The organism is Microbacterium sp. NPDC089186 (assembly GCF_040685115.1).
GTDB classification, from domain to species: Bacteria; Actinomycetota; Actinomycetes; order Actinomycetales; family Microbacteriaceae; genus Microbacterium; species Microbacterium galbum.
Genome location: NZ_JBFBHJ010000001.1, coordinates 784,058 through 809,062, shown reverse-complemented (window position 1 = coordinate 809,062; position 25,005 = coordinate 784,058). Strand labels below are relative to the sequence as shown.

Genomic DNA, 25,005 nt, shown 5'->3' with positions numbered 1-25,005 from the left:
ATCCGGCTCGTGCCGCTATTGCGGGCGTGGGCTCGAGTACCTCCCCTTCAGAACGGCGGTTTGTTGATACAGCCTGCACGCCTAACTGCGCCACAGACAGAAAGTCGGTGGGTGGAGCACCAATTCACCGGAGGTTTACGCCGTGATCTATGCACCCACCCCCGCTCCGAGCATGTCTTTCCGCGGAGCTGTAGTTCTCGCCGAGAGGCGACGGTTCACGGTAGGGGAGTCTGGATGCGATCACTCGCCAAACCCGGACGGATCATCACTACGCCTAAATGATTCGGCATACCTGTGATCGCGTCTGGTCCGCCACGGCGCCCGAACACGTGGAAGATCGGTGTGAGCGTCTCTGGGGATACGACGCGCCCTCTACGTAGCCGACGACGAGATTGAGAAGGCGGCGCAAGCTCCCTTGATCGGAGACGGTGTGATGCAGAGATGTTTCACGTGAAACGTTGGCACGAGCGACGAAGTCGCCGCTAACCGCGCGGCTTGGCTTGTCGACATCTCACCTCGCCACTCCCACTTCGGGATCGACGAGCAGGTCACGAACCGAGCTGGATTTGTGCGTCACCACCCGGTGCACTCCGGTGCGATGTTTCACGTGAAACGCGCTGGGGTAGCGGGCGCCCGCGCGTCTGGTCGTCTTCTGGAGAGAGTCATCGGCTGGCGCACGTGGTAGGCCTCTCAAGGGCCTTGGTCGACGCGATCCGCCGCCACTACGTTTTCGCCCGTCCGTGCACGTCAGGTGTATTGGTGTGCTATCGACCGATCGAGGATTCTTGTCTCACACCACTGCACTGACCGAGCGCAGCACGCCGGTGTGAAGCATGCCGATGAAATTGTCCGGGTCCTTACCCTGGTGAGGTCTCTTCGCCCTCATCCTGTTCCGCGAGCTGCGACTGTCGCAGCGGCTAACCATTGCCCAATGCCACCAAGCCGCAAAGCTGGTGGAGTCCATAGGAAGGGGGGTTTCCCCCATCGGTGGACGGTGAGCAAGGCAGCCGACGCCACATGAGTGACACCCCGCGCGCGTAACCCGCCCACATGAAGCTGGCGGCCCAGCGCGCGCCGCCCGCCCCCCGGGTCCAGAGATGCAGGATTCAGCCAACACTCAAGGGGGGCGAACGAATTGCTCACCCGGCTCGACGGCGGCACTCCAGCAGCCGCCGGACATGGCCCCACCTACCGTCACAGCGCGGAACATGACCGTTGACGCGCTGGCCTCGCCGTTCCGACATTCCGTCAGCCAAGCTCGCGCGTCGACACAGAGATGACGATGAGACATCTGCGCGAACGGCGTCCACTGTGTCCGTGGCCTCTCATTCATCCGTAATCCCTGACCTCTCACCGCGGCAGAAACGCCACACCGGCCGCCACCGTGGCGAACCCGCGGCCACGACTTCGCCTTGTGCCTCGAAACGCCGCCCTGAGGGAGACCACGCAGGTCACCGACGCACCTCCAAACCGCTAGTGTCCGGGTTCCGTCCTCCCGCGCGCGCCACGGTCGCGCGTCTCACCTCCACGAAGCGCCGAGACGGGAGACTACCCGGGTGGGGCCTACTGACGTCCCACTCCGACCCATATCGGGTCTGTCGTGTGATGCGGGTCTCACCCCTCCGAGACTCTCGACGATTCCGTGAGGGCGGCTTTCAGGCTCGTCCTATCTCGTCGATGCTGCCGCAGCCTGAGCGCCGCCGTACCGCGGGCGGCATCGTGTACCCATTGGACCAGCTCGCTGTCTCCATGTCCCCGAGGTTGGCGCACCCGCCGCGAACTTCGCACTCACGGAATCGTCCGACCCTCCGGCAGCACAGATTCAGCGGCCTACCCTCACCGGCACGCACCCCTCACACTGGCGCATCCACGTCCGCGTGCGGTCTCCAGCCGGACAACCCTTGCACCGATACTCGTTGAGTGACGAGTGTCAAGGTCGGGGGAGAGCGACCATGTTTCACGTGGAACGCTGCGCGACAGCCACGGCGCACGGTCACGTCATCCGGCGGGACTTCGGCGCGATCCGAGGGTCGGTCCGGGCGATACGACTCTCCATGGGCCCTCGTGGGGACGACCGGCAACCAGCACTCGCCCCGCCCTGGTCGCATGCTCGTGGTCGAGCCGGCGGCGCATGAACGTTTGAAGCGGATCGAGGGGAGTCGCGGAGGGGTCGGTTCAACGAGCCTGAGTGCAGGGTCGATCTCTGGTGCTCCACCTCGCAACAGCTCCGGATCAACACCGAAGGAATCCCGCGCACGCGCCGGTGGGGAGCCTTCACGCGACAGACTCGCTCCCACGCACGCCGAACAACGAGGTTGTAGCGCGGCCTCGCCCGACTTGAATTTTCCAGTCCATCGACACGAGACGTATGGCCAGCTCGGGTGGGGAAACGCACGCTGTTTCACGTGAAACATTCCGGAGGTGACTCTAGAAATCCGAATTGCCACGTCATCGGCCTCAAGGTGACTACCGTGAGCCGACCAGATAGTCGCCCGCTGTCCGGCTATGGGGACGGAGCATATCGAGAATTTCGGACGTCGAACGTCTCGGACCACCACCTCATCGCATCTGCGACCACCGAATCTCTGGCACCTTCGACGCAGCAGTGTGTCAGCTCTCCCTCCTGCGTCTTGCGCCATCGTCAGGCGTGGGGCGGAGGGAAGACAAAACTTTTGAGGCGGAACGGGCGCCCCCCGTCCGCGAACTCCCATCGACCTCAGGCCCATCCCGACCGATTCGACCGCAGCGCTGGGCGCAGCGATTCCGTCGTCGAGGCGTCCAGCGGGCGGCCCGATCGCCCGCCCTGCGCCCTAGCCTTGAAGCGGCACAGCGGGCCAGCAGATAGCCCGGAGATGGCTAGCAACTCGTCAACCTCGTACGTCGCGCCGCACCTCTGAACAGTCGCGTCTATCCGGGGTTGCGCCGATCCAGCCGCACGGGCGCTTCGCTCATGATCGCGTCACGAGGCCCCCACGGAATCCCACCGACAAGCCACGACATCCGATGCCGCTGGAAAGCCCGGAAATCACCACCCGCAATCATCCTGAGAGGCCACCCACGGCCCGTTGGGGAACCAACACACGCGGGGGAGGAGCGGTCGGCCGCCAGCACGATCTAACGGCCAATCGACGGAGCGAGCCACGATCCCCGCCGACGTCCCGGGAACGGGTCTCGGCACCGAGTCTCGGCACGGCGTCTCGGCGACCCCTCCGCGCTCCGCTGCCGGCGGAACTCCAAAGCGATGATCTGGCGGACGTGCGGCGGCGCGTTCGTTCTCGCCCGTATGTCGCGTGAGAGCTCCACGTCGGAGCTCGCCACCACACACCGCAGGCCGATGCCGAATCTTCTCTCTTTCGTCCCGGCGCGAAGCACTGCACTGCGTGGAGGTGAGGGGAAACCCCCCAGCAAAGCAGGGACTGGGTCTCCTCATTCAGGGGTGTCACGTGTCACGCAGCTCGAGGGCATCCGGGGAAAGCGTGGCGTAAGGCGGGCGGAATCCCACCGGAACCTGCCCCGCATGCCGCGGACCGCAAAGCACAAAGCGCCCCGTCGCTCCGTCATCACGCCTCACCACCGGCGATGTGCAGGGGGCAATCAGACCGTTCGATGGAGATCGTCGCGACCTCGCGCGGCTGCCGAACCGAACCCGTCTCCGCACGACATCCGGCCTCACGAAGAGAGTGAAAGCCCGAGATCCGGCACGACTCAATGCACGTCGACATCGGCCCCACGCTCCGGCCCACCAGAGCTTCTGTTTCACGTGAAACGGCCCGTCTCTCGAAGACGGGCAGAAATTGATTGACGCGCCATACCGGGGGAGATCGGGAGTCACGACCAGGCCCGGTTCCTGCGCGCCGCCGGCCCAACGTTGAGTTCTCTGGTGCCGAGCTGACCTCGAATCAAAGCACCCTGAGTGTGAATGCCAGCACTTCTCTTCCTCGCCGCGCGCCGAGCACAGTCCGCTGTCGTGACGGAACCAAAGTCTTCACGGCAGTGAACAAGGGCTTGAAGCTCGCCCCCTCTTGTTCACTCCTCGATGGCGCCCGGCGCAGTGCCTTGACCGATAGCCACCGAGGTTCTCGTTCCGGCTACGCAGGCGAAGCCGGACGATTCGCGGCGGGGGAGTGGCCATGTGCCCACACTTGATCGAGATCCCTCTCGGCCGCCTAAGGCGAAGCACCTGCGGTAGGCCGCGGCTCCGGCGAGCGAACGCCCGACCGGTCAGACCTTCCTCGCTCGACGCAGACGATCGAACAACCCGCTCGGAGTGGGTCACGCGGTCAGGGACCCGACGCCCGGCCAGCGTGTGGGCGCGCGATCCCTCGACAAGCGCCACCGGTCCACGGTCGGACACGTGCGGCTTTTAACGCGACCGCCCACAACAGACAAACCGGCACATTCGCAGAACCCGTACTCCGCCTGCACCCCTCACGGCCGGCGTCTGGACCGCTGTGACGATCATCGGAACGTCGACAGATAGAGGCTCAACTGGTCGAAGTCCGTATGAGACACGACACCACTCAGGCCCGACAAGAGGGAGCGACAAACCTACGTCAGACGAAAGGCAATAGAACTGACCAACTAAATTCCTGATCAGGAACGTTTTCGAGGTGTGCGCTTCTCAGCGCGACACGGTTGCCACGAATACCCGCGTCGGCTCGTCGAGCACGCCCTCCCCGACCACCTCGATCGACACGTCCTCCAGCCCGAACTTCCGCACCTGCTTCGACGCCGCTTCCAGCTCCGCGCCGACGTTGGCGCCCTTGAGAAAGACCAGACGTCCCTGAGGTCGAACGAGCGGCGCGGTGAAGGGGAGCAGGGTACGAAGAGCGCTCACCGCGCGAGCGGTGGCGACATCGAAGACACGACCGCCGGTCCACTCCTCGCCGCGCATCCGTTCCACGGTGACGTTTGAGAGGGACAGCTCATCGACCTGCTCGGACAGCCATGCCGTACGGCGTTCCATGGGCTCGATCAGGGTCCACGCGACGTCCGGTCGGGCGATCGCCAGCACCAGCCCGGGAAGACCCGCCCCCGAGCCCACGTCGACGGCCCGACCGTGGAAGTAGGGCGCCGCGATCGCGCTGTTCAGGATATGACGTGTCCACAGCCGAGGGACCTCGAGTGGACCGATCAACCCGCGCTCTTCGCCGTGCCGCGCGAGGTTCTGAGTGAACCGCCGAGCACGCTCGATGTTCTCGCCGAAGATCGATGCGGCGACGGCCGGCTCGTTCTCGAGCTGATCCGGCATGTCCGGCCTCAGCCGCGGCGCAGCACGGTGTGACGATCGGCTCCCTCGCCGAACGACTCCGACGAATACCCGCGGTCCGCGGCGATGTCGTGCACGAGCTTGCGCTCATAGCTCGACATCGCCGGCAGCGACGCCTGCGACGCACCCTCGTCCAACCGCGCGATCGCACGGTCCACCAGGGTCTCGAGCTGGCGCTGCCGCGCGTCACGAGATCCCCCGACGTCGAGGATGAGCCGCGAGAAGCGACCCGTCGAGTTCTGCACGGCCAGTCGGGTCAGCTCCTGCAGCGCCTGGACCGTGTCGGGGTGGGACAGGCTCGCGAGCGCGGCGGTGTCCTCCGCCTCAACGGAGACGTAGGCGCGACCGGCCCGGACATCCATGGCCAGATCGCCGTCGATGTCGGCGATGTCGAGAAGACCCTCGAGGTAGTCGGCGGCGATGTCGCCTTCCTGCTCGAGCTGCTCCTCGGTGGCGGCGGTCTGGTCGGGGGCGATCTGATCGGACGTCGTCATCGTGATCTCCGGATGTCAGGAAGCGGGGGAGGAGCCGGGGCTGCCGGCGGGTCCACCCGCGGCACCGGTGTTCTTGGCGGACTGCTGCTTCTTCGCACGCTGCTTGCCCACGGGCTGCTGGCGCTTCGGAGCTGCGGCGCGGGCGCGCTCGGCCTCCTCGAGGAGACGCTGCTGTTCCGCCTCGTACTTCTCGATCGGGACGACCTTGCCGGAGGAATCGATCGCCTTGCCCTTGCGGGCCAGACGCTCTTCGCGGGCCTTGGCCGCGTCCGAGCCGGGCGTGGGCATCTCGCGGATGACGACGAACTGCTGCACCATCGTCCACAGGTTGCTGACGAACCAGTAGATGACGACGCCGAGCGGGAAGAAGACACCCGAGAAGATGAAGGCCAGCGGCAGGATGTAGAGCATGATCTTCTGCATCTGGTACGCCTGACCGGTCTTGGCCTCGGGCGACAGGTTCTTCGAGATGATCTGCAGCTGGGTGAAGAACTGCGAGCCGATCATGAGCACGACCAGCGTCAGAAGGATCGCGACGGTGACCTGTCCATCGGGCTGGCTCCACGCGGTGACCAGGTTCACGTGCATGGATGCCACATCGAACAGACGCGCGTCGTAGAACTCGGTCGTGAGTTCGGGGGTGAGCAGCCCCACACCGCCGACACCGCTCGCCGCGTGCTTCGACACGTCGTTGAGCACGCTGAACAGGGCGAAGAAGATCGGCATCTGCACCAGCAGCGGCAGGCAGCTGGACACGGGGGTCGTGCCGTGCTTCTTGTAGAGCGCCATCGTCTCGCGGCTCATCGCCTCACGCGAAAGCTGGTCGCGCTTGCCCCGGTACTTCTCCTGCACCTTACGGAGCTCGGGAGCGATCTCCATCATCTTGCGCTGGCTCTTGATCTGCTTGACGAAGAGCGGGATGAGCGCCGCGCGGACGATCAGCACCAGGCCGATGATCGACAGCACCCATGTCAGACCGGCCGCCGGCGGCATGCCGAGGGCCGTGAACAGCGCGTGCCAGCCCACCAGCACGAGCTCGACCGCCCATTTCAGCGGCCAGAGGATGGTCCCAATGAGATCGAATTGCACGATCAGTCCTTTCGGGCGGGCACGACGAATCCGTGCCGAGTGAGTTCGTGGCGGAAGGCCCGGTGAGGACGGACGTCGTCGATGCCACCCTGAGCCCAGGGATGACACCGTGCGAGACGGGCCGCGGTGAACGCGATGCCCTTCACGAGTCCGTGCTGCTGCACGGCGCCCACCGAATAGGCGGAGCAGGACGGGTAGTACTTGCACACGTCGCCGTAGACGTGCGAGATCGTCGAGCGATAGGCGTGCAGAAGCGCGAGCCCCGCGTTACGCGGAAGGAGCGGAACGGATGCCAGGACGGCATCCACTCGGAAACGACCGGACCCCGTAGAGGACGTCGGGAGTGTCGAAGCGCTCATGCTGACGCTTTTCGTTCGAGGCACCTCACCACGTCGGCGCGAAGAGTCGCGTAGTCGATCGTGGCGGCGGAGGGAAGTGCACGGATGACGATCGAGGCGCCCCCGCGGATGGACGGGAGCGCCTCGGCGCACACCGCCTTGAGACGGCGGCGGATGGTGTTGCGGGTGACAGCGGAGCCGACCTGTCGGCTCACGATGAAGCCGAAGCGAGGCGATTCGGTCTCGGCCGACGAGCCGACGTAGGTGATCGTGTGCGCTCCGGCACAACGAGAACCCCGTCGGACTGTGGCTTTGTAGTCCGATCCGCGGGTGAGTCGGTTCGGCTTCGCGAGCACCGGGTCTGTCAGGCCGAGAGCTCGGTGCGGCCCTTGGCGCGACGCGCCGAAAGGATGCTGCGGCCGGCACGCGTACGCATGCGGGCGCGGAAGCCGTGCTTCTTGGCGCGGCGGCGGTTGTTGGGCTGGAAGGTGCGCTTGCTCATGGGTCACTCCGGAGGTGGTGTCGCCCGATGCTCTTCTGCCGGGGACGGGGTCGGTACTGCCGTATAGGCATAAGTCAACCGACTAAGGCTACGTCGCGCGCGCCGTTAACTCAAACCGGGCGGCCGACCGCCTATTATCCCCAGGCGTTGTCCACAAGCATGGCAAAGACACGCGGCCGGGTCCTACAGTGGATTTTGCTCCGCGAGAGCCGCGAACTAGCGTGGCCCCGGAAGTTATCCACAGGTTCGGCGCGACACGTCGATCGCCCGTCGCGTCTAGATCCCGGAGGGGATATGTCTCTGCACGAAGTACCGGATGTTCCCGTCTGGTCGGCCGTGCTGGACCATCTTCTCACCGACGACCGCGTCACCCCGCAGCTCCACGGCTTCCTCAACCTCGCGGTGCCCCAGGGAGTGATGGGCGGGACGCTGTACCTCGATGTCCCCAACGACCTGACCGCGGCTCAGTTCAACAAGCGCATGCGGGCACCGATCATGGAGGCCCTCGCGCAGGTCCAGGGAGAAGACCCCGCGGTCGGCACCTTCCGGGTGGTCGTGAACCCCGATCTCGTCGAGAATCCGCGGCCGTCCACCGCGCCGGCGCCCGCCGCGTCGGATCGCTCCTCGGCAGCGACGGCGACCCATTCATCGTCGGTCGAGCAGACTCCGGAACCCATCGTCCCGGCCTCGCGCAACGACACGCGGCTGAATCCGAAGTACACCTTCGACAACTTCGTGATCGGTCAGTCCAACCGATTCGCGCACGCCGCCGCCGTCGCGGTCGCCGAGGCTCCGGCCAAGGCCTACAACCCCCTCTTCATCTACGGAGATTCCGGCCTCGGGAAGACGCACCTCCTCCACGCCATCGGCGACTACGCCGCGAGCATGTACGCGGGCATCCGCGTGCGTTACGTCTCGAGCGAGGAGTTCACGAACGACTTCATCAACTCGATCGCCAATAACCGGGGATCGGCCTTCCAGGCGCGATATCGCGACGTCGACATCCTGCTGATCGACGACATCCAGTTCCTGCAGGGTCGCGCCGAGACGCAGGAAGCGTTCTTCCACACGTTCAACACGCTGCACGATCACGACAAGCAGGTCGTCATCACCAGCGACCTCCCCCCGAAGCAACTGACCGGCTTCGAAGACCGCATGCGAAGCCGCTTCGAGTGGGGCCTCATCACCGACGTCCAGGCACCCGACCTCGAGACGCGCATCGCGATCCTCCGTAAGAAGGCCCAGAGCGAACGACTGCTGATCCCCGACGACGTCCTCGAGTACATCGCCACGGTCGTCTCCTCGAACATCCGCGAACTCGAGGGCGCCCTCATCCGCGTCTCGGCGTTCGCGAGTCTGAACCGATCGACCCTCGACATGTCGCTGGCGCAGACGGTGCTGCGCGACATCATCGACCAGGACGACGCCAACGTGATCTCGCCGACCGACATCATCACGGCGACCGCGCAGTACTTCAAGCTGTCGGTCGACGATCTGTACGGCTCGAGCAGGTCGCAGGCCGTCGCGACCGCGCGACAGATCGCGATGTATCTCTGCCGGGAGCGGACCAGCCTGTCGTTGCCGAAGATCGGGCAGCTTTTCGGCAACCGGGACCACACCACGGTGATGTACGCCTACAAGAAGATCAGCGACCTGATGAAGGAACGTCGTTCGATCTTCAACCAGGTCTCCGAGATCACCAGCCAACTCGGCCGCATGCGCTGAGCGCCCGTTTGCGAGAGGGGTCCGTCCGAGGTTTTCGGACGGGCCCCTCGGTCGTTTTCGGGCGTCAGCGAGCCGCGAAACGCCGTCGACCGATATCTTTCAGCCGGTTCTACACAGTGTGGAAAACCTGTGGATAACTCCGATTTGCTGCGGATGAGATGTGCACGAACGCGTTAACACTGTGGATGACGAGGGGATGCCGGCATCCTCGGCCTCTGTTAAGTGCCCAGGGTCTCCGCAACGCGTCCACAGTTAACAGACCGCGCGATCCCTTGTGTTAACACGCGTGTCGGAAGTTATCCACAGTCTCCACAGCGGTTAACAAGATGAAGATTCTTTATCCGAGTTAAGAGAGATTCGATGACCTTGCCGTGCAAGCGGCGCACGACGGGCGCAGCCGGAGCAGGGCACTAGCATGGGTAAGCCATACCCGCCGTCAAGGGAGCGCCCGTGAAGTTCCACGTCAATCGCGATGTGTTCAGCGAAGCCGTCTCGTTCGTGGTCAAGCTCCTGCCTCAGCGCAATCCGCAGCCGATCCTGGCCGGCGTGCTGATCGAGGCGGGCGAGCAGGGGCTCACCCTTGCCGCCTTCGACTACGAGGCTTCGGCGCGCACCACCATCGAGGCCACCGTCGACGAGCCGGGCACGATCCTCGTCCACGGCCGCCTCCTCAGCGACATCGCCAGCCGTCTCCCGAACGCCCCGATCCAGATCACCGTCGACGACGACGGCGGCATCCTGCTCACCTGCGGATCGGCCCGGTTCACCCTGGCATCCATGCCGGTGCAGGAATACCCCGCCATTCCCGAGGTGACGGGCGAGTCGGGCCTCGTGCCCGCAGACGAGTTCGCCACCGCGATCGCACAGGTCGCCTTCGCCGCCTCCCGTGACGACGTCACCCCCGTGCTCACCGGCGTCCAGCTCGAGGTCACCGGAACGCAGCTCAGTCTGGTCGCGACCGATCGCTACCGCGTCGCCCTCCGCGAGATCCCGTGGGATGGCGGGGCTGCGGCCTCCGACGAGCCGACGTCGGCTCTCGTTCCTGCCCGCACCCTGCAGGAGGTCGGCAAGACCTTCGCGCACGGCGGCGACATCTCGATCGCATTCTCGGGCTCGGGAGACCGCGAGATCATCGCGTTCTCGTCGGGCAACAAGACCGTGACGTCGTTGCTCATCAAGGGCAACTTCCCGCCCGTGCGCCGGCTCTTCCCGGCGCAGACCGAGCACCACAGCGTCGTGAACACCGCCGAGCTGGCCGAGGCGGTCCGTCGTGTCGCGCTCGTGCTCGACCGGTCGGCGCCGCTGCGCTTCACCTTCGGTTCTGAGGGCGTGTCGATGGACGCGTCGGGGACCGAGCAGGCGCGCGCGACGGAGTCCGTCGACGCCACGCTGGTGGGCGACGAGGTGACCCTCGGCCTGAACCCGCAGTACCTGCTCGAGTCCCTCGGCGCGGTGCGCAGCGAATTCACTCGCATCACGTTCACCTCGAGCGACAACGCCAACAAGCTCAGTCCTGTGCTCGTCACCCCCCAGACCTCGGTCGACAAGGGCGGCGAGGGGTCGTTCAAGTACCTCCTGCAGCCGAACCTGCTGCTGCGCTGACGTCGGCCGGACGCCTGCGGCGCCGTGGTCGTGTCGGAGGCGACGGGTAGTCTGACTCGGTGATCGTGGAGCAGCTCGGACTGAAGGACTTCCGCAATTACGCGGGCGCCGACGTCTCGCTCTCCGCGGGAGCCAATGTGTTCGTCGGGCGCAACGGGCAGGGCAAGACGAATCTCGTCGAGGCCGTCGCGTACCTCGCCACGCTCGGTTCCCACCGCGTCTCGAACGACGCACCGATGGTGCGGGACGGCACGGATGCCGCGATCATCCGCGCCAGGCTGGCCCACGGCGAACGCAGCGTCCTGCTCGAGCTGCAGCTCAACCGGCAGGGAGCGAACAAGGCGCGCGTGAACGGCGTCAACGTCCGCACGTCGGAGCTCCCGCGTTACGCGCAGGTCGTACTGTTCGCCCCGGAGGATCTCCAGATCGTCCGCGGCGACCCCTCGTCCCGGCGTCGATTCGCCGATCAGCTCATCGTGCAGCGCACACCGCGGATGGCCGCCGTCCTGGCGGATTACGACCGGGTGCTGCGCCAGCGCAGTGCCCTCTTGAAGTCGGCGCGGGCACGCGGTGTGCGGGGCGACGCCCTCAGCACGCTCGATGTGTGGGACGAGAAGCTCGTCTCGCTCGGCACCGAGGTCATCGAATCCCGGCTCGCCCTGGCATCCGATCTCTCCGCACCGATGGCGCGGTCGTACGCCGCGATCGCGGGAGCCGACCACGACCCGCGGTTGTCGTGGGCCCTGTCCGTCGGCGGGGGCGATCCGGAGGAGGGGGAGTCCGGGGATGCATCCGGTCCGTCGGGCCCCCTCGCCGATCAGTTCCGCGCTGCGCTCGCCGCTCGTCGCAGCGCCGAGCTCGAGCGCGGCCTCACTCTCGTCGGACCTCATCGCGACGACCTCGTCCTCGAAGTGAACGGCCTACCCGTCAAGGGGTACGCGTCCCACGGCGAGTCCTGGTCGGTCGCCCTCGCCCTGCGGCTCGCGTCGGCGGAACTGCTGCGGGCCGAATCCCGCCTCGGCGATCCGGTCCTCATCCTCGACGACGTGTTCGCCGAGCTCGATTCCGGGCGGCGCACCCGTCTGGCCGAGATGGCGGGCGGGTACGAGCAGGTCATCGTCACCTCCGCGGTGGAGGAGGACGTGCCCGAGGGGCTGCGCGCCCACGTCGTACGGGTCGAGGCCGGTCGCATCCAGGAGTCCCTCGATGGCTGACGAGCCGGAGCTCCCTGAGACCATGGCGACCTATCTGCGCCTGCGCGGGCTCGAGCCGTCGCCCTACCGCCGGAAGAAGCGGCGGCGTCGCGCCGATGACGGCGAGAACGCCCCGTTCACGCCCGGTCGCGATCCCCGGGGCCTCGGCGACGTCCTGTCGTCGCTCACCCGTTCCGCCGGGTGGGAGCCCCAGCTCTCGCGTGAGGATCTCGTGCGCACGTGGGATGAAGTGGCGGGTGCCGACACGGCCGCGCACACCCGTCCGGTCGCGTTGGACGCGGGCACGTTGACGGTCCAGGCCGACTCCACCGCGTGGGCGAAGCAGCTGCAGCTCATGCGCGCGCACATCCTGTCGGAGATCATCCGACGCTTCCCCGAGGCGGGGGTGGAGGCTATCCGCTTCGTCGGCCCCGACGTCCCCTCTTGGAAATGGGGCCCCAGAGCCGTTCCAGGCCGCGGTCCGCGCGATACCTACGGTTAGGCCATGGTCGGTCCCGGCTCGACGCGATTTCTGCCCGCGTAGGGGCGTACACGCCATTTCGGCGAGTCCCGCGCGGTAAGATGGAGGTTCCGACGATTCGATCTGGAGCGCGTGTACTCATGACGTCCGAGAACCCCGACAACGTTTCCGAGGAACCCGAAGCGACCACTGCCGCAAAGGTTCCCAACGAGTACGGGGCAGACGCCATCCAGGTGCTCGAAGGTCTCGAGGCCGTCCGCAAGCGCCCCGGCATGTACATCGGTTCCACCGGAGAGCGGGGACTGCACCACCTCGTTCAGGAGATCGTCGACAACTCCGTCGACGAAGCCCTCGCCGGCTACTGCGACACGATCGACGTGACGATCCTGAGCGACGGCGCCGTGCGCGTGATCGACAACGGCCGTGGCATCCCGGTCGACATGCACCGCACCGAGGGCAAGTCGACCGTGGAGGTCGTGCTCACCGTCCTCCACGCCGGTGGCAAGTTCGGCGGCGGCGGCTACGCCGTCTCGGGAGGTCTGCACGGCGTGGGCTCCTCGGTGGTGAACGCTCTGTCCACCCGCCTCGAGGTCGAGGTGCAGCGTCAGGGACACGTGTGGCGTCAGTCGTTCCGCAACGGCGGTGTGCCACTCGCCCCCCTCGAGCAGGGGGAGGAGAGCGAGGCGACCGGTACCTCGATCACCTTCTGGCCGGATGCCACGATCTTCGACACGATCGACTTCGACTACGACACACTGCGCACTCGGTTCCAGCAGATGGCGTTCCTCAACAAGGGCCTGCGCATCAGCCTGCGCGACGAGCGTCCGCAGTCGGTCGTCACCGAGGGTGAGCCGGGCGAAGAGGTGACCGAGGCCCGTCACGACTCCTTCCTCTACGAGCGCGGTCTGGTCGACTACGTCGAGCACCTCAACCGCGTGCGCAAGGCCGACGTGGTGAACGACGAGATCATCGAGGTCGAGTCCGAGGACACCGAGCGCAAGATCGCCCTCGAACTGGCGATGCAGTGGACGACGGCGTACACCGAGAACGTCTTCACGTACGCCAACACCATCAACACGCACGAGGGCGGCACCCACGAAGAGGGCTTCCGTGCCGCTCTGACCACACTGGTCAACCGGTACGCGCGCGCGAACAACCTCCTCAAGGAGAAGGACGACAACCTCACCGGCGACGACATCCGCGAGGGTTTGACCGCCGTCATCTCGGTCAAGCTGTCGGAGCCGCAGTTCGAGGGTCAGACCAAGACGAAGCTGGGTAACACCGAGGCGCGCGCGTTCGTGCAGAAGGTCGTCGGAGACAAGCTGGGCGACTGGTTCGACCGCAACCCGGGCCAGGCCAAGAACATCATCCGAAAGGCCATCGACGCGGCCACGGCGCGTCTGGCCGCACGCAAAGCGCGCGAGACCGCTCGCCGCAAGAGCGTGTTCGAGTCGGCCGCGATGCCCGACAAGCTCAAGGACTGCACGTCGAAGGACCCCTCGATCAGCGAGATCTTCCTCGTCGAGGGTGACTCCGCCGGCGGCTCGGCCGTGCAGGGGCGCGACCCCCACACGCAGGCGATCCTCGCCCTGCGCGGCAAGATCCTGAACGTCGAGCGCGCGCGCCTCGACCGCGCTCTGGGCAACAAGGAAGTCCAGGCGATGATCCAGGCCTTCGGCACGGGCATCGGCGAGGACTTCGACATGGCGAAGGCTCGCTATCACAAGATCGTGCTCATGGCCGATGCCGACGTCGACGGCCAGCACATCACGACGCTTCTGCTGACGCTGCTGTTCCGCTACATGCGCGGTCTGATCGAGGCCGGGTTCGTCTACCTTGCGCAGCCCCCGCTGTACCGCCTGAAGTGGTCGAACCACCCGCACGAATACGCCTACAGCGACCGCGAGCGCGACGTGATGCTGGTCGACGGACAGGCCTCGGGCCGCCGCATCCCGAAGGACAACGGCATCCAGCGCTACAAGGGTCTCGGCGAGATGAACGACCACGAGCTCTGGGAGACCACCATGGACCCCCAGACCCGCACGCTCAAGCAGGTCACGATCGACGACGCCGCGGCAGCCGACGAGATCTTCTCGGTCCTCATGGGCGAAGACGTCGAGTCGCGCCGCAGCTTCATCCAGCGCAACGCCAAAGACGTCCGCTTCCTCGACATCTGATCTCGCCGACGCGAGACACGGCATCCAGACGACGAACGCACTTACGGAACTGAGAAGACATGGCTGACGACACCACCCCCGAGCCCGACGACGTCCGGGGTGAGCCGGTGCACGACCACGGCAAGATCGACCAGGTCGACCTGCAGCTCGAGATGCAGCGGAGCTACCTCGACTACGCGATGAGCGTCATCGTCGGTCGCGCGCTGCCCGATGTGCGCGACGGGCTCAAGCCCGTGCACCGCCGCGTGATCTACGGCATGTACGACGGCGGCTTCCGGCCCGACAAGTCGTTCTCGAAGTGCGCCCGTGTCGTCGGCGAGGTCATGGGCCACTATCACCCGCACGGTGACGCGCCCATCTACGACGCCCTCGTGCGCCTCGTTCAGCCGTGGTCGCTGCGCTACCCGCTGGCCCTCGGACAGGGCAACTTCGGTTCGCCCGGCAACCAGGGCGCGGCCGCGCCGCGGTACACCGAGACGAAGATGGCTCCCCTCGCGCTCGAGATGGTGCGCGACATCGAGGAAGAGACCGTCGACTTCCAGGACAACTACGACGGTCAGACCCAGGAGCCCACGGTCCTGCCGGCGCGCTTCCCGAACCTGCTGGTCAACGGCTCCGTCGGCATCGCGGTCGGTATGGCCACGAACATCCCGCCGCACAACCTGCGCGAGGTCTCCGCCGGAGCCCTGTGGGCTCTCGAGAACCCGGATGCCACCCGCGAGGAGCTGCTCGAAGCGCTCATGCAGCGCATCCCCGGGCCCGACTTCCCCACTCGTGCGCAGATCCTCGGCACCCGTGGAATCAAGGACGCGTACCGCACGGGGCGCGGCTCGATCACGATGCGCGCCGTCGTGAACATCGAGGAGATCCAGGGCCGGACGTGCCTCGTGATCACCGAGCTGCCCTATCAGGTGAACCCCGACAACGTCGCCGTGAAGATCGGCGACCTGGCCCGTGAGGGCAAGATCACCGGCGTCGCCGACATCCGCGACGAGAGCTCGGGACGCACCGGGCAGCGCCTGGTCGTGGTGCTCAAGCGCGATGCGGTCGCGAAGGTCGTGCTCAACAACCTGTACAAGCACACCCAGCTCCAGGAGAACTTCGGCGCCAACATGCTGGCCATCGTCGACGGCGTGCCGCGCACGCTGTCGCTCGACGGTTTCATCAGCTTGTGGATCGACCACCAGATCGAGGTCATCGTCCGTCGCACGCGCTACCGCCTGCGCAAGGCGGAGGAGCGCATGCACATCCTGCGCGGCTACCTCAAGGCGCTCGACGCGCTCGACGAGGTCATCGCGCTGATCCGCCGCTCGCCCACGGCTCAGGATGCCAACGACGGGCTGCAGAAGCTCCTCGACATCGACGAGGTGCAGGCGCAGGCGATCCTCGACATGCAGCTGCGTCGTCTCGCCGCCCTCGAGCGTCAGAAGATCGTCGACGAGGCCACCGAGCTCGAAGCGCGCATCGCCGACTACAACGACATCCTCGCCACCCCCGGTCGTCAGCGCACCATCATCCGCGACGAGCTCACCGCGATCACCGATCGTTTCGGCGACGACCGTCGCACCGAGATCCTCCACGGCTTCGACGGCGACGTCTCGATCGAAGACCTCATCGCGGAGGAGGAGATGGTCGTCACGGTCACCCGCGACGGCTACATCAAGCGCACACGGAGCGACAACTACCGCTCTCAGCACCGCGGCGGCAAGGGTGTGAAGGGCGCGCAGCTGCGTGCCGACGACGTGGTGGAGCACTTCTTCGTCACGACGACGCACCACTGGCTGCTGTTCTTCACGAACAAGGGCCGGGTCTACCGTTCGAAGGCGTACGAGGTCCCCGAGGCCGGGCGGGATGCCAAGGGCCAGCACGTCGCGAACCTGCTCGCCCTGCAGCCCGACGAGGAGATCGCGCAGATCCTCGACATCCGCGACTACCAGGTGGCGACCTATCTGGTGCTCGCGACCCGGGGCGGTCTCGTGAAGAAGACGCGTCTCGACGAGTACGACACCAACCGTCAGGGTGGCGTGATCGCCATCAAGCTGCGTGGTCAGACGTCCGACGAGGGCGACGACGAGCAGGCCGGCGCCGACGAGCTCGTCAGTGCGCTCCTGGTCGACGAGGGAGAGGACATCCTCCTCATCAGCCGCCTGGGAATGTCGCTGCGCTTCTCCGCCACCGACAGTGCGCTGCGCCCGATGGGCCGGTCGACGTCGGGTGTGAAGGGCATGGACTTCCGCGAGGGCGACAGCCTGCTCTCGGCATCCGTCGCCAAGGACGACGAGTTCGTGTTCGTGGTGACCGAGGGCGGCTATGCCAAGCGCACCGCGGTGACCGAATACCGCATGCAGAACCGCGGCGGTCTGGGCATCAAAGTGGCCCGTCTGACCGATGATCGCGGGGTGCTCGCGGGCGGGATGATGGTGTCCGAGACCGACGAGGTCCTTGTGGTTCTTGCCAGCGGCAAGGTGGTACGCTCCTCCGTGGCCGAGGTGCCCGCCAAGGGACGCGACACGATGGGTGTCGTTTTTGCCCGCGCAGGAGGCGACGACAAGATCATCGCGATCGCCCGCAACGCCGAGCGCAACCTGACCGAGACGACGGAGACGGCCACGGAGCCCGCCGCAGATTCTGCGGACGAGGTCACCGCCTCCACTCCCGAGACCCCCGAGGAAAGTACTGACGCATGAGCACGGTAGCCGACAAGCTCGCCAAGAAGTCGACTCACAAGACCCCTGCCAAGCAGGTGCGGCTGCGCCTGGTGTACATCGACTTCTGGTCGGCGGTGAAGCTGTCGTTCCTGGTGGCGGTCGCTCTCGCGATCGTGACCGTCGTGTCATACTTCCTGATCTACCTGGTGGTCTCGGCGACGCTGCTCACGAAGCTCGATGAGTTCTTCACCAGCTTCACCGACGGGGGAGCGACGCTCTCGCAGTACATCGGTCTGCCGCAGGTGATGGCGTTCGCGGCGATCGTCGCCATCCTGAACCTCGTCGTGGTCACCGTCCTCGGCGCCGTGATGGCCGGGATCTACAACCTCGCCGTCAAGGTGACCGGCGGCCTGCTCGTCGGTTTCACCTCGAACTGACGCCGATTCGTCAAAACCTCGCAAGTCCGGTAAAGTCTTCGAGGTTGACATCACGTCAGCGAGACGGGGCTATAGCTCAGGCGGTTAGAGCGCTTCACTGATAATGAAGAGGTCCCAGGTTCAAGTCCTGGTAGCCCCACCCCTTCCCTCGCGGGGCCTTAGCTCAGCTGGTAGAGCGCCTGCTTTGCAAGCAGGATGTCAGGAGTTCGAATCTCCTAGGCTCCACATCCGCGACATGAAAGCCGGCCTTCGGGCCGGCTTTCGGCGTTTCTGCTCCGAGGATGCGTTCGGTGCGCGGCTCCGGCTCTCCGCTCGGCGATGAGGGGCCGCCGTCGCCGGTCGGTAGAGTTCGGTCATGGACATGCGGGTCGCCGCGTACGCCGTCATCACCGACGCCGACGACCGCGTGCTGCTCGCCCACTGGATCGATGGTCGACGAGCCGCCTGGACGCTCCCCGGTGGCGGACTCGAGCCCGGAGAGGATCCGGTGCACGCGGTGCGCCGAGAGGTCCGGGAGGAGACCGGGTTCCGGGTCGTCGTCGGCGACCTGCTCGGCATCCACTCCCGTGTCATCCCCGCCGAGTCGAGGCTCGCGGAGGGGGCTTCGGAGCCTCTGCACGCGTTGCGGATCGTCTACCGCGCGCGCATCGTGGGCGGTCGGCTCCGCTTCGAGACCGACGGCTCGACCGACCGGGCCGCGTGGTTCACGCTCGCGGCCGCGAGGAAGGCGCGGCGGGTGCAACTCGTCGACATCGCATTGCGCATGGCCGACCTGCCGCGGCCCTGATCGCGGTCAGGATCGCGCGGTGGTGATGTCGGCGACGACGGCGCTGTACGCGGCGATCAGGTCGTCGGCTTCGACGAACAGGCTGTATCCGTGTGCTCCGGCCCCCATAGCGATACGAGTGCCCACGATGCGTTCATCGGCGAAGACGGGCCATGCGGTGGAACTGCCGATCGGCACGATCGTGCCGCGCTCATAGCCCGTCGCCGCGAGGGCCAGCTCGGGCTCGGGCAGGCGGAGTTTGTTCACCCCGACGACGGCTCGCAGCTTCGGCCAGGAGATGGCCCGATCGCCGGGAACGAGCGCGAAGAGGTAGGTGTCGTCAGACCGCTTGACGACCAGCGTCTTGACGATGGATGCCGAGGGGATGCCGAGCAGAGCCGCCGCCTCGTCGAGGCTCGATGCGGCGGGTCGCTCGCGCACATCGACAGAGAGGCCGCGCTCGCGCGCGGCCTCTCTGACTCTGATGGTGGGATCGCTCACGCGTCCGGCGCCCGCAGCGGGTCGTCAGCCACCCAGAGCTCGTCGTCGGCCCGCAGCGTCTGCCAGGCGGCGTACGCGACGCCCGCCGCGGCGACGACGCCGAGGATGATGGCGATGACGCCACCGGCGCCGATGCCGTCGTGCTGCGACGGAAGCTTCTTGGAGAGGCGCTTCGAGGCCTGCTTGCCGTACTTCTCGGCCCGCTTCGCATACTTGTGGGTGTCGAGCTCGAAGCCCTTGCCCTTGGCGAGACGGTCGCGGGTGTCGCCTGCGGCGTCCCACACCGAGAGTGCACCGCCGACGACAGCACCAGCGGCCGGAACGACCTTGTTGCTGAGGAAGCGGTTGCTGTACTTCACGCTCTTGTCGACGTACGGCGCGGCGTACTTGTTGTAGCCGTCCTGCACGGCGGGGACGAGGTCTTCGCGGCTGAAGCGACCGAGCTGGTGGCCGGCTTCGCGAGCGACCTTCCCGCTCTCGCCCAGCAGCACCTGCTGCGACTCCCACACCTTGGCGGCGTGTTTCTGGAGCTTGCGCAGTTCCTTCTTGCTCTTGCGGCTGAGGCCCACGGCTCATCCTCCCTGTCGATGGGATGTACGTTGCCCTCATCTTGCCAGAACGGGCCGTCCGCGCCGCCGACCCTTGCAGATAACTCTGAGAGAATGTACCCATGGCCAACCACACCGCCGTCGCGACCCTGCACACCAACCACGGCGACATCGTCGTCAACCTCTTCGGTGACCACGCTCCGCGCACCGTCCGCAACTTCATCGGTCTCTCCGATGGGACGCAGGAATGGACCAACCCGGCCACCGGCGCCAAGGGCGAGGGTCCCCTGTACAAGGACGTCATCTTCCACCGCATCATCCCCAACTTCATGATCCAGGGCGGCGACCCGCTCGGTCAGGGCATCGGCGGCCCCGGATACAACTTCAACGACGAGATCCACCCCGAGCTCGACTTCACCGCGCCCTACAAGCTCGCCATGGCCAACGCCGGCCTGCGTCGCAACGCGATCACGGGTCAGCCGGAGGGAACGAACGGCTCGCAGTTCTTCATCACCACCGACCCCACTCCGTGGCTTCAGGGCAAGCACACGATCTTCGGCGAGGTGGCGGATGACGCCTCGAAGGCCGTGGTCGACGCCATCGCCGCCGTTCCCACCGGCGCTCAGGATCGGCCGAAGGCGGACGTCGTGCTGCACTCGGTCGACATCGCCGCGGTCTGATCCCGGACGGCGGCGGGTGTCCACCACCGAGGAGTTCCGTCGCAACAGCGACAACTTCTGCTACCGGCATCCCGACCGGCAGAGCTTCGTGCTGTGCCAGCGGTGCATGCGCACCGTGTGCTCGGAGTGCCGGACCCCCGCCGCCGTCGGAGTGATCTGTCCCGAATGCATGGCGCAGCAGCGCGCCACGCAGACACCGGCGCAGAAGAAGGCTGAGCGCCGCTGGGCGTCCCGTCCCATGTCGGTGGTCTCGTCAGGTCGACCGACCATGACGCTCGGCATCATCGCCGTGACCGGATTGGTCTACATCATCGGGCTGATCCCGGGTGTCGGAAGCGTGCTGTCCGATCTCCTGGCGTTCAACAGCTTCTTCGTGCTGCCGCAGGCGGGAATCCTGCAGCCGTGGCGTCTGCTCACGGTGGCACTCGTGCACGGCAGCTTCCTCCACATGGCGCTGAACATGCTCGCGCTGTGGTTCATCGGGCGCAGCCTCGAGCCGTTGCTCGGCAGGGCGCGGTTCCTGATCCTCTACCTGCTCGGGGCGCTCGGCGGCTCGGTCGCTGTCGCCCTCCTGGCACCGGGCGTGTGGACGGTCGGCGCCTCGGGAGCCATCTTCGCGCTGTTCGGCGCATTGCTCGTGATCGGTCGGCACCTCGGCGCCGACATCCGGGTGATCGCGATCCTCATCGCCATCAACTTCGCCTGGCCGTTCGTCCTCGCCGGGATCAACGCGATCGGGTCCGGAGACTTCGCGTCGTCGCTCGCAGCCATCGGCATCTCGTGGCAGGCGCACCTCGGTGGCCTCGTCACCGGCGCCGTGGTCGGCGTCATCTACTCGCGCACACGAGCGCAGCGTCAACGGGGTCTGCAGACCGGTCTGCTCGTGGCCGTCACCGTGGTGCTCGTCGCGCTGCTGGCGATACCCGCGGTGGCCTACCTCTGAGACTTATCCACAGCTTCATCCACAGGTGGGGATGAATTACACGGGTGTAAGTCAGCGCCAGCGGGTGGTCATGAGGAAGCCCACGAAGGCGATGCCGAACCCGATGACGAGGTTCCAGGGGCCGATCCCCGGGATGGGGAACTGCGAGTTGCTGAGGTAGAACACCAGCACCCAGACGAGTCCGATCAGCATCAGGCCGATCATGATGGGCAGGAACCACACCGGGTTCGGGGCGGATCCACCGTCGTTGCGTTCGGCGATCGGGTCTTCGCCTTTGCCAGTTCGAGCCATGCGGCACAGTCTAATGCTCAGGTGTGCGCGAACCCACGGAACTAGACTCGCCTCGTGCACACCGTCCCGCAGCCTCAGACCCGACGGGCACGGCGGCGCACGACGGCTCCCCGCCGTGGTCTCTCGGTCATCGGCGTGATCGGCGATCTCCTCGTGACCGCTGGTGTGCTGGTGCTCCTCTTCGTGGTCTGGCAGCTGTGGATCGGCGACGTCATCATCGGGTCGCAGTTCAAGAACGAGGCGCGCGACATCACCGAGTCTTGGGCGGCCGATCCGCCTGCTCCGGCGCCGAGCGACACCTCGACCCCGGGCATCCCGCCCACTTCCGATCCGCCGGCGATGGCGCAGCCCGACGATGCCCAGATCTTCGGCGTCGTGCGCATCCCACGGCTGGGTTCCGACTATCAGTTCCGCCTGGCCGGTGGGGTGAGTGCGTCGCGGACGCTCGACCCGATCGGCCTCGGACACTACCCCGACAGCGCCATGCCCGGTCAGCTCGGCAACTTCGCCATCGCCGGTCATCGCGGCAGCCACGGGGCTCCCTTCGCGGATCTGCCGTCGCTGCACATCGGTGACGCCATCGTGGTCGAGACCGAGACCGGGTGGTACACCTATCGCTATCGCAACCTCGAGTACGTGCGTCCGGACGCGGTCGACGTGCTGCTGCCCCTCCCGCAGCGCCCCGAGATCGAGGCGACCGACCGCATCATCACGATGACGACCTGCAGCCCGCGCTACGGCTTCTCAGAACGAGCGATCGCCTACGGTGTCTTCGAGTCGTACACCCCCCGCACCGACGCGGGCCCGCCTCTCGCCCTGACCTCTGGAGCAGCCTGATGTACGGAGCCCTCTGGCGCGTCCTCCCCGGTCCGTGGTGGGTGCGCCTGCTGATCGTGATCGTCCTGCTGGTGGCCGTGCTCTACGGCCTCTTCTTCTACGTCTTCCCCTGGGTCAGCGACATCGTCTACCCGCAGGAGGTCACGGTCGAGTGAGCCCCTGGCGCGTCGTCATCGTCGACAACCGCGACAGTTTCGTCCACACCCTCGCCGGCTACCTGCGCGACCTGGGTGCGCAGACGGACCTCCTGTCCGCCGACGACACCCGGCTGTCGACCGTCGTCGGGGGATCCGCCGACGCCGTCCTGGTCTCCCCGGGACCGGGGCATCCCGCCGAAGCCGGCCAGTCCGAGCGGGTGATCCTCGAGGCGGCGGAGCTCGGCATCCCTCTTCTCGGGGTGTGCCTCGGGCACCAGGCCATCGCGACGGCGTTCGGAGGGCGCGTGGGGCACGCCCCCGAGCTGCTGCACGGGATCACGAGTGTCGTGCGACACGACGGCGCGGGCGTCTTCGCCGACCTGCCGGATGGGTTCTCGGCGACGAGGTACCACTCCCTCGCGGTGGACCCGACGTCGGTGCCGGACGTGCTGGAGGTGACGGCGCTCACGGATGGCGGTGTCGTCATGGGGATCCGCCACCGAACCGCGCCGATCGAGGGGGTGCAGTTCCACCCCGAGAGCGTCCTCACCGAGGGGGGTCACGTCCTCCTGGGCCGGTGGTTGGAGAACGCCGGCATGCCCGGCGCGGCCGAACGCGCCGCCCGCCTCAGCCCGCGTGGCCTCAGGAGCCCGAGCAGACCGACAGCGTGATCTCGCTGTGCACCGGCACCTCACCCGGGGCGAGCGACTGGCCGCTCACCGTCTGGGGCGTGGTGGCGCGGCATCCGGGGTCTTCCTGCGTGATGACCGTCAGCTGCTTGCTGTCGGACTCGAGGTCGCGGATGGCGGCTTCGAGGAGGTACCCCGTGTAGTTGACGATGACGACCTGGCCGCTGGCGACGACCAGGTTGACCGCGGTGCCCTTGGCCAGCTGCGTGTCGGCCTCGGCGCTCGCGGACATCACGGTGCCTGCGGAGAGAGCGGGATCGGTGGTGCGGCGGATCGATCCGACCGACAGACCCGCGTTCTGCAAGGCGGTGCGCGCCTCGGACTCGGACAGGCCCTCCAGCGAGGGCACCGACGCGGTGTCGGGCCCGGTCGAGACGTAGACGGTGACCTGCTGACCGGACGCCACGGTGGTCCCCGCGTCGGGGGTGGTGCGCGTGACGTTGCCTGCGGCGATGTCCGCGTCGGGTTCGTTGACACGGCTCGCGGTGAGCTCCTGCGCCTCGAGTGTCTCGACGGCCCGCTCGTACGACATGTCTACGACGTTGGGGACGGTGAAGGAGTTGGTGGGCACGTCCTCGTTCGGCTGGATCTGCATCACCCAGATGAGGACGGCGACGAGCAGGACGGCGAGCACCGTGACGCCGGCCCAGATCCACGCGACGGGCGGTCCGGGCTGGGTGCGACGCATGGTCGTGTCGGTACTGAGCTGCCGGAGCGAACGGGCGGTCTCGGCAGCCTGGCGGGGGTTCGGTCCGTAAAGCTCGTTAGAGAGGGCCGACATCTGGCGTTTCGTCGGCGACTTGCCGTCGGCGGTCTCGTCGAGTGCCTCGCGGAAGCCCGCGGCATCCTGCGGACGCTGGAACGGGTCTTTCGCGAGTGCGCGCAGCACGATCGCGTCGAGGGCGCGGGGGATGCTCTCGTTGACCTCGCTCGGAGGCAGCGGGGCCTCGCTCACGTGCTGGTACGCGACGGCGACGGGGGTCTCGCCGCGGAAGGGAGGGCGGCCCGTGAGCAGTTCGTAGAGCACGACACCGGTGGAGTACAGATCGGCTCGGGCGTCGACGGACTCGCCCTTCGCCTGCTCCGGCGAGAAGTACGCCGCCGTGCCCACGATCGCGGTCGTCTCGGCGACGGTGGACGACGAGTCGGACACGGCTCGCGCGATACCGAAGTCCATGACCTTAACGCGCCCGGCATCCGTGATCATGACGTTGCCGGGCTTGATGTCGCGATGCACCACTCCGGCGCGGTGGGAGTACTCGAGGGCCTCGAGGATGCCGTCGACGTAGCGCAGCGCATAGTCGACCGGCACCGAGCCCTCGGCGATGATCTCCTTCAGCAGGCGCCCGTGCACGAGCTCCATGACGATGTACGGAACGGGGCGCTCCTGGCCGTCGACGCCGACCTCGACGTCCTCGCCCGCGTCGAAGACACGGACGATGGTCGGATGAGCCATGCGCGACGCGGCCTGAGCCTCGAGACGGAAGCGCGTGCGGAACGCGGCGTCGCCCGCCAGATCCGCCTTGAGGATCTTGATGGCCACCGTGCGCCCGAGCGTCTGGTCGTAGCCACGATAGACGCTCGCCATGCCGCCGCGACCGATGAGGTCGTCGACGCGGTAGCGCCCGGACAGGACGCGCGTCTCAATGGTCACGAAA

23 protein-coding genes and 2 tRNA genes are annotated in these 25,005 nt (G+C 66.7%); 15 read left to right on the top strand and 10 right to left on the bottom strand.

What is annotated here, in order from left to right:
* Positions 1–4,621 precede the first annotated feature (4,621 nt).
* From rsmG to rpmH, 6 genes are read right to left on the bottom strand one after another with little or no spacing between them, the layout of a single operon-like run.
* Positions 4,622–5,251, bottom strand: a complete 630-nt coding sequence (rsmG, locus tag AB0N82_RS03870; protein WP_315994128.1) for a 16S rRNA (guanine(527)-N(7))-methyltransferase RsmG — start codon at positions 5,249–5,251, stop codon at positions 4,622–4,624.
* 8 nt (positions 5,252–5,259) lie between these two features.
* On the bottom strand, positions 5,260–5,763 hold the full coding sequence (locus tag AB0N82_RS03865; protein WP_363388328.1) for a R3H domain-containing nucleic acid-binding protein: 504 nt from the start codon (positions 5,761–5,763) through the stop codon (positions 5,260–5,262).
* A gap of 15 nt (positions 5,764–5,778) precedes the next feature.
* Positions 5,779–6,852, bottom strand: coding sequence for a membrane protein insertase YidC (yidC, locus tag AB0N82_RS03860; RefSeq protein WP_315994126.1), 1,074 nt, complete (start codon positions 6,850–6,852; stop codon positions 5,779–5,781).
* 2 nt (positions 6,853–6,854) lie between these two features.
* Complete coding sequence (yidD, locus tag AB0N82_RS03855; protein ID WP_315994125.1) at positions 6,855–7,211, bottom strand: membrane protein insertion efficiency factor YidD; 357 nt, start codon at positions 7,209–7,211, stop codon at positions 6,855–6,857.
* Positions 7,208–7,546, bottom strand: a complete 339-nt coding sequence (rnpA, locus tag AB0N82_RS03850; RefSeq protein WP_315994124.1) for a ribonuclease P protein component — start codon at positions 7,544–7,546, stop codon at positions 7,208–7,210. The genes yidD and rnpA overlap by 4 nt, the downstream gene beginning before the upstream one ends.
* An 8-nt stretch (positions 7,547–7,554) precedes the next feature.
* Positions 7,555–7,692, bottom strand: a complete 138-nt coding sequence (rpmH, locus tag AB0N82_RS03845; RefSeq protein WP_005054680.1) for a 50S ribosomal protein L34 — start codon at positions 7,690–7,692, stop codon at positions 7,555–7,557.
* A 294-nt stretch (positions 7,693–7,986) separates the two neighbouring features.
* Between rpmH and dnaA the strand changes: the two genes are divergently transcribed.
* From dnaA to AB0N82_RS03795, 10 genes are all read left to right on the top strand, one after another.
* Entirely contained in the window at positions 7,987–9,417 is a 1,431-nt protein-coding gene (dnaA, locus tag AB0N82_RS03840; protein WP_315994123.1) for a chromosomal replication initiator protein DnaA, read from the top strand.
* 450 nt (positions 9,418–9,867) lie between these two features.
* A complete protein-coding gene (dnaN, locus tag AB0N82_RS03835) occupies positions 9,868–11,019 on the top strand; it encodes a DNA polymerase III subunit beta (RefSeq protein ID WP_315994122.1) in 1,152 nt (383 codons plus the stop codon).
* 59 nt (positions 11,020–11,078) lie between these two features.
* Entirely contained in the window at positions 11,079–12,233 is a 1,155-nt protein-coding gene (recF, locus tag AB0N82_RS03830; protein WP_363388317.1) for a DNA replication/repair protein RecF, read from the top strand.
* Entirely contained in the window at positions 12,226–12,714 is a 489-nt protein-coding gene (locus tag AB0N82_RS03825) for a DciA family protein (protein WP_363388314.1), read from the top strand. The genes recF and AB0N82_RS03825 overlap by 8 nt, the downstream gene beginning before the upstream one ends.
* A gap of 119 nt (positions 12,715–12,833) precedes the next feature.
* Positions 12,834–14,870: a DNA topoisomerase (ATP-hydrolyzing) subunit B gene (gene gyrB, locus AB0N82_RS03820; protein WP_363388311.1), complete on the top strand. Its 2,037-nt coding sequence runs from the start codon at positions 12,834–12,836 to the stop codon at positions 14,868–14,870.
* Between the two features lie 59 nt (positions 14,871–14,929).
* On the top strand, positions 14,930–17,557 hold the full coding sequence (gyrA, locus tag AB0N82_RS03815; RefSeq protein ID WP_315994118.1) for a DNA gyrase subunit A: 2,628 nt from the start codon (positions 14,930–14,932) through the stop codon (positions 17,555–17,557).
* Complete coding sequence (locus tag AB0N82_RS03810) at positions 17,554–17,955, top strand: DUF3566 domain-containing protein (protein ID WP_136586371.1); 402 nt, start codon at positions 17,554–17,556, stop codon at positions 17,953–17,955. Before gyrA ends, AB0N82_RS03810 begins: the two co-directional genes overlap by 4 nt.
* A 65-nt stretch (positions 17,956–18,020) precedes the next feature.
* Positions 18,021–18,094: transfer RNA gene (locus AB0N82_RS03805), tRNA-Ile, on the top strand.
* A 13-nt stretch (positions 18,095–18,107) separates the two neighbouring features.
* Positions 18,108–18,180, top strand: a tRNA-Ala gene (locus tag AB0N82_RS03800).
* A gap of 130 nt (positions 18,181–18,310) precedes the next feature.
* On the top strand, positions 18,311–18,742 hold the full coding sequence (locus AB0N82_RS03795) for an NUDIX hydrolase (RefSeq protein ID WP_363388306.1): 432 nt from the start codon (positions 18,311–18,313) through the stop codon (positions 18,740–18,742).
* Between the two features lie 6 nt (positions 18,743–18,748).
* On the opposite strand, the gene AB0N82_RS03790 is transcribed toward AB0N82_RS03795, so the two are convergent.
* Together AB0N82_RS03790 and AB0N82_RS03785 are read right to left on the bottom strand one after the other, a co-directional pair.
* Positions 18,749–19,222 carry a YbaK/EbsC family protein gene (locus AB0N82_RS03790; RefSeq protein ID WP_315994116.1) on the bottom strand — a complete coding sequence of 158 codons (474 nt, stop codon included), beginning with the start codon at positions 19,220–19,222 and terminating at the stop codon, positions 18,749–18,751.
* Positions 19,219–19,791, bottom strand: coding sequence for a DNA helicase (locus tag AB0N82_RS03785; RefSeq protein ID WP_315994115.1), 573 nt, complete (start codon positions 19,789–19,791; stop codon positions 19,219–19,221). The genes AB0N82_RS03790 and AB0N82_RS03785 overlap by 4 nt, the downstream gene beginning before the upstream one ends.
* Before the next feature lie 101 nt (positions 19,792–19,892).
* On the opposite strand from AB0N82_RS03785, the gene AB0N82_RS03780 reads away from it, so the two are divergent.
* Together AB0N82_RS03780 and AB0N82_RS03775 are read left to right on the top strand one after the other, a co-directional pair.
* The gene (locus tag AB0N82_RS03780) at positions 19,893–20,450 is read left to right on the top strand and encodes a peptidylprolyl isomerase (protein WP_363388302.1); all 558 of its coding nucleotides are present in this window, start codon (positions 19,893–19,895) and stop codon (positions 20,448–20,450) included.
* A 16-nt stretch (positions 20,451–20,466) separates the two neighbouring features.
* Entirely contained in the window at positions 20,467–21,393 is a 927-nt protein-coding gene (locus AB0N82_RS03775; protein WP_363388299.1) for a rhomboid family intramembrane serine protease, read from the top strand.
* A 51-nt stretch (positions 21,394–21,444) separates the two neighbouring features.
* Here AB0N82_RS03775 and AB0N82_RS03770 read toward each other — a convergent pair whose 3' ends face one another.
* Entirely contained in the window at positions 21,445–21,684 is a 240-nt protein-coding gene (locus tag AB0N82_RS03770; protein ID WP_076673116.1) for a cell division protein CrgA, read from the bottom strand.
* A gap of 54 nt (positions 21,685–21,738) precedes the next feature.
* On the opposite strand from AB0N82_RS03770, the gene AB0N82_RS03765 reads away from it, so the two are divergent.
* From AB0N82_RS03765 to AB0N82_RS03755, 3 genes are read left to right on the top strand one after another with little or no spacing between them, the layout of a single operon-like run.
* On the top strand, positions 21,739–22,521 hold the full coding sequence (locus tag AB0N82_RS03765; protein ID WP_363388295.1) for a class E sortase: 783 nt from the start codon (positions 21,739–21,741) through the stop codon (positions 22,519–22,521).
* Positions 22,521–22,676: a hypothetical protein gene (locus AB0N82_RS03760; RefSeq protein WP_363388292.1), complete on the top strand. Its 156-nt coding sequence runs from the start codon at positions 22,521–22,523 to the stop codon at positions 22,674–22,676. Before AB0N82_RS03765 ends, AB0N82_RS03760 begins: the two co-directional genes overlap by 1 nt.
* On the top strand, positions 22,673–23,329 hold the full coding sequence (locus AB0N82_RS03755) for a gamma-glutamyl-gamma-aminobutyrate hydrolase family protein (RefSeq protein WP_363388289.1): 657 nt from the start codon (positions 22,673–22,675) through the stop codon (positions 23,327–23,329). Before AB0N82_RS03760 ends, AB0N82_RS03755 begins: the two co-directional genes overlap by 4 nt.
* Here AB0N82_RS03755 and pknB read toward each other — a convergent pair.
* On the bottom strand, positions 23,301–25,001 hold the full coding sequence (gene pknB / locus AB0N82_RS03750; RefSeq protein ID WP_363388286.1) for a Stk1 family PASTA domain-containing Ser/Thr kinase: 1,701 nt from the start codon (positions 24,999–25,001) through the stop codon (positions 23,301–23,303). The genes AB0N82_RS03755 and pknB overlap by 29 nt on opposite strands.
* Positions 25,002–25,005 lie beyond the last annotated feature (4 nt).

Excerpts from the sequence above, each read along its gene's own strand:
- gyrA (WP_315994118.1), top strand. The coding sequence starts at position 14,930 with ATGGCTGACGACACCACCCCCGAGCCCGACGACGTCCGGGGTGAGCCG.
- AB0N82_RS03760 (WP_363388292.1), top strand. The coding sequence starts at position 22,521 with ATGTACGGAGCCCTCTGGCGCGTCCTCCCCGGTCCGTGGTGGGTGCGC.
- yidD (WP_315994125.1), bottom strand. The coding sequence starts at position 7,211 with ATGAGCGCTTCGACACTCCCGACGTCCTCTACGGGGTCCGGTCGTTTC.
- AB0N82_RS03810 (WP_136586371.1), top strand. The coding sequence starts at position 17,554 with ATGAGCACGGTAGCCGACAAGCTCGCCAAGAAGTCGACTCACAAGACC.
- AB0N82_RS03825 (WP_363388314.1), top strand. The coding sequence starts at position 12,226 with ATGGCTGACGAGCCGGAGCTCCCTGAGACCATGGCGACCTATCTGCGC.
- AB0N82_RS03795 (WP_363388306.1), top strand. The coding sequence starts at position 18,311 with ATGGACATGCGGGTCGCCGCGTACGCCGTCATCACCGACGCCGACGAC.
- rpmH (WP_005054680.1), bottom strand. The coding sequence starts at position 7,692 with ATGAGCAAGCGCACCTTCCAGCCCAACAACCGCCGCCGCGCCAAGAAG.
- rsmG (WP_315994128.1), bottom strand. The coding sequence starts at position 5,251 with ATGCCGGATCAGCTCGAGAACGAGCCGGCCGTCGCCGCATCGATCTTC.
- AB0N82_RS03780 (WP_363388302.1), top strand. The coding sequence starts at position 19,893 with ATGGCCAACCACACCGCCGTCGCGACCCTGCACACCAACCACGGCGAC.
- AB0N82_RS03865 (WP_363388328.1), bottom strand. The coding sequence starts at position 5,763 with ATGACGACGTCCGATCAGATCGCCCCCGACCAGACCGCCGCCACCGAG.
- dnaA (WP_315994123.1), top strand. The coding sequence starts at position 7,987 with ATGTCTCTGCACGAAGTACCGGATGTTCCCGTCTGGTCGGCCGTGCTG.
- gyrB (WP_363388311.1), top strand. The coding sequence starts at position 12,834 with ATGACGTCCGAGAACCCCGACAACGTTTCCGAGGAACCCGAAGCGACC.
- AB0N82_RS03770 (WP_076673116.1), bottom strand. The coding sequence starts at position 21,684 with ATGGCTCGAACTGGCAAAGGCGAAGACCCGATCGCCGAACGCAACGAC.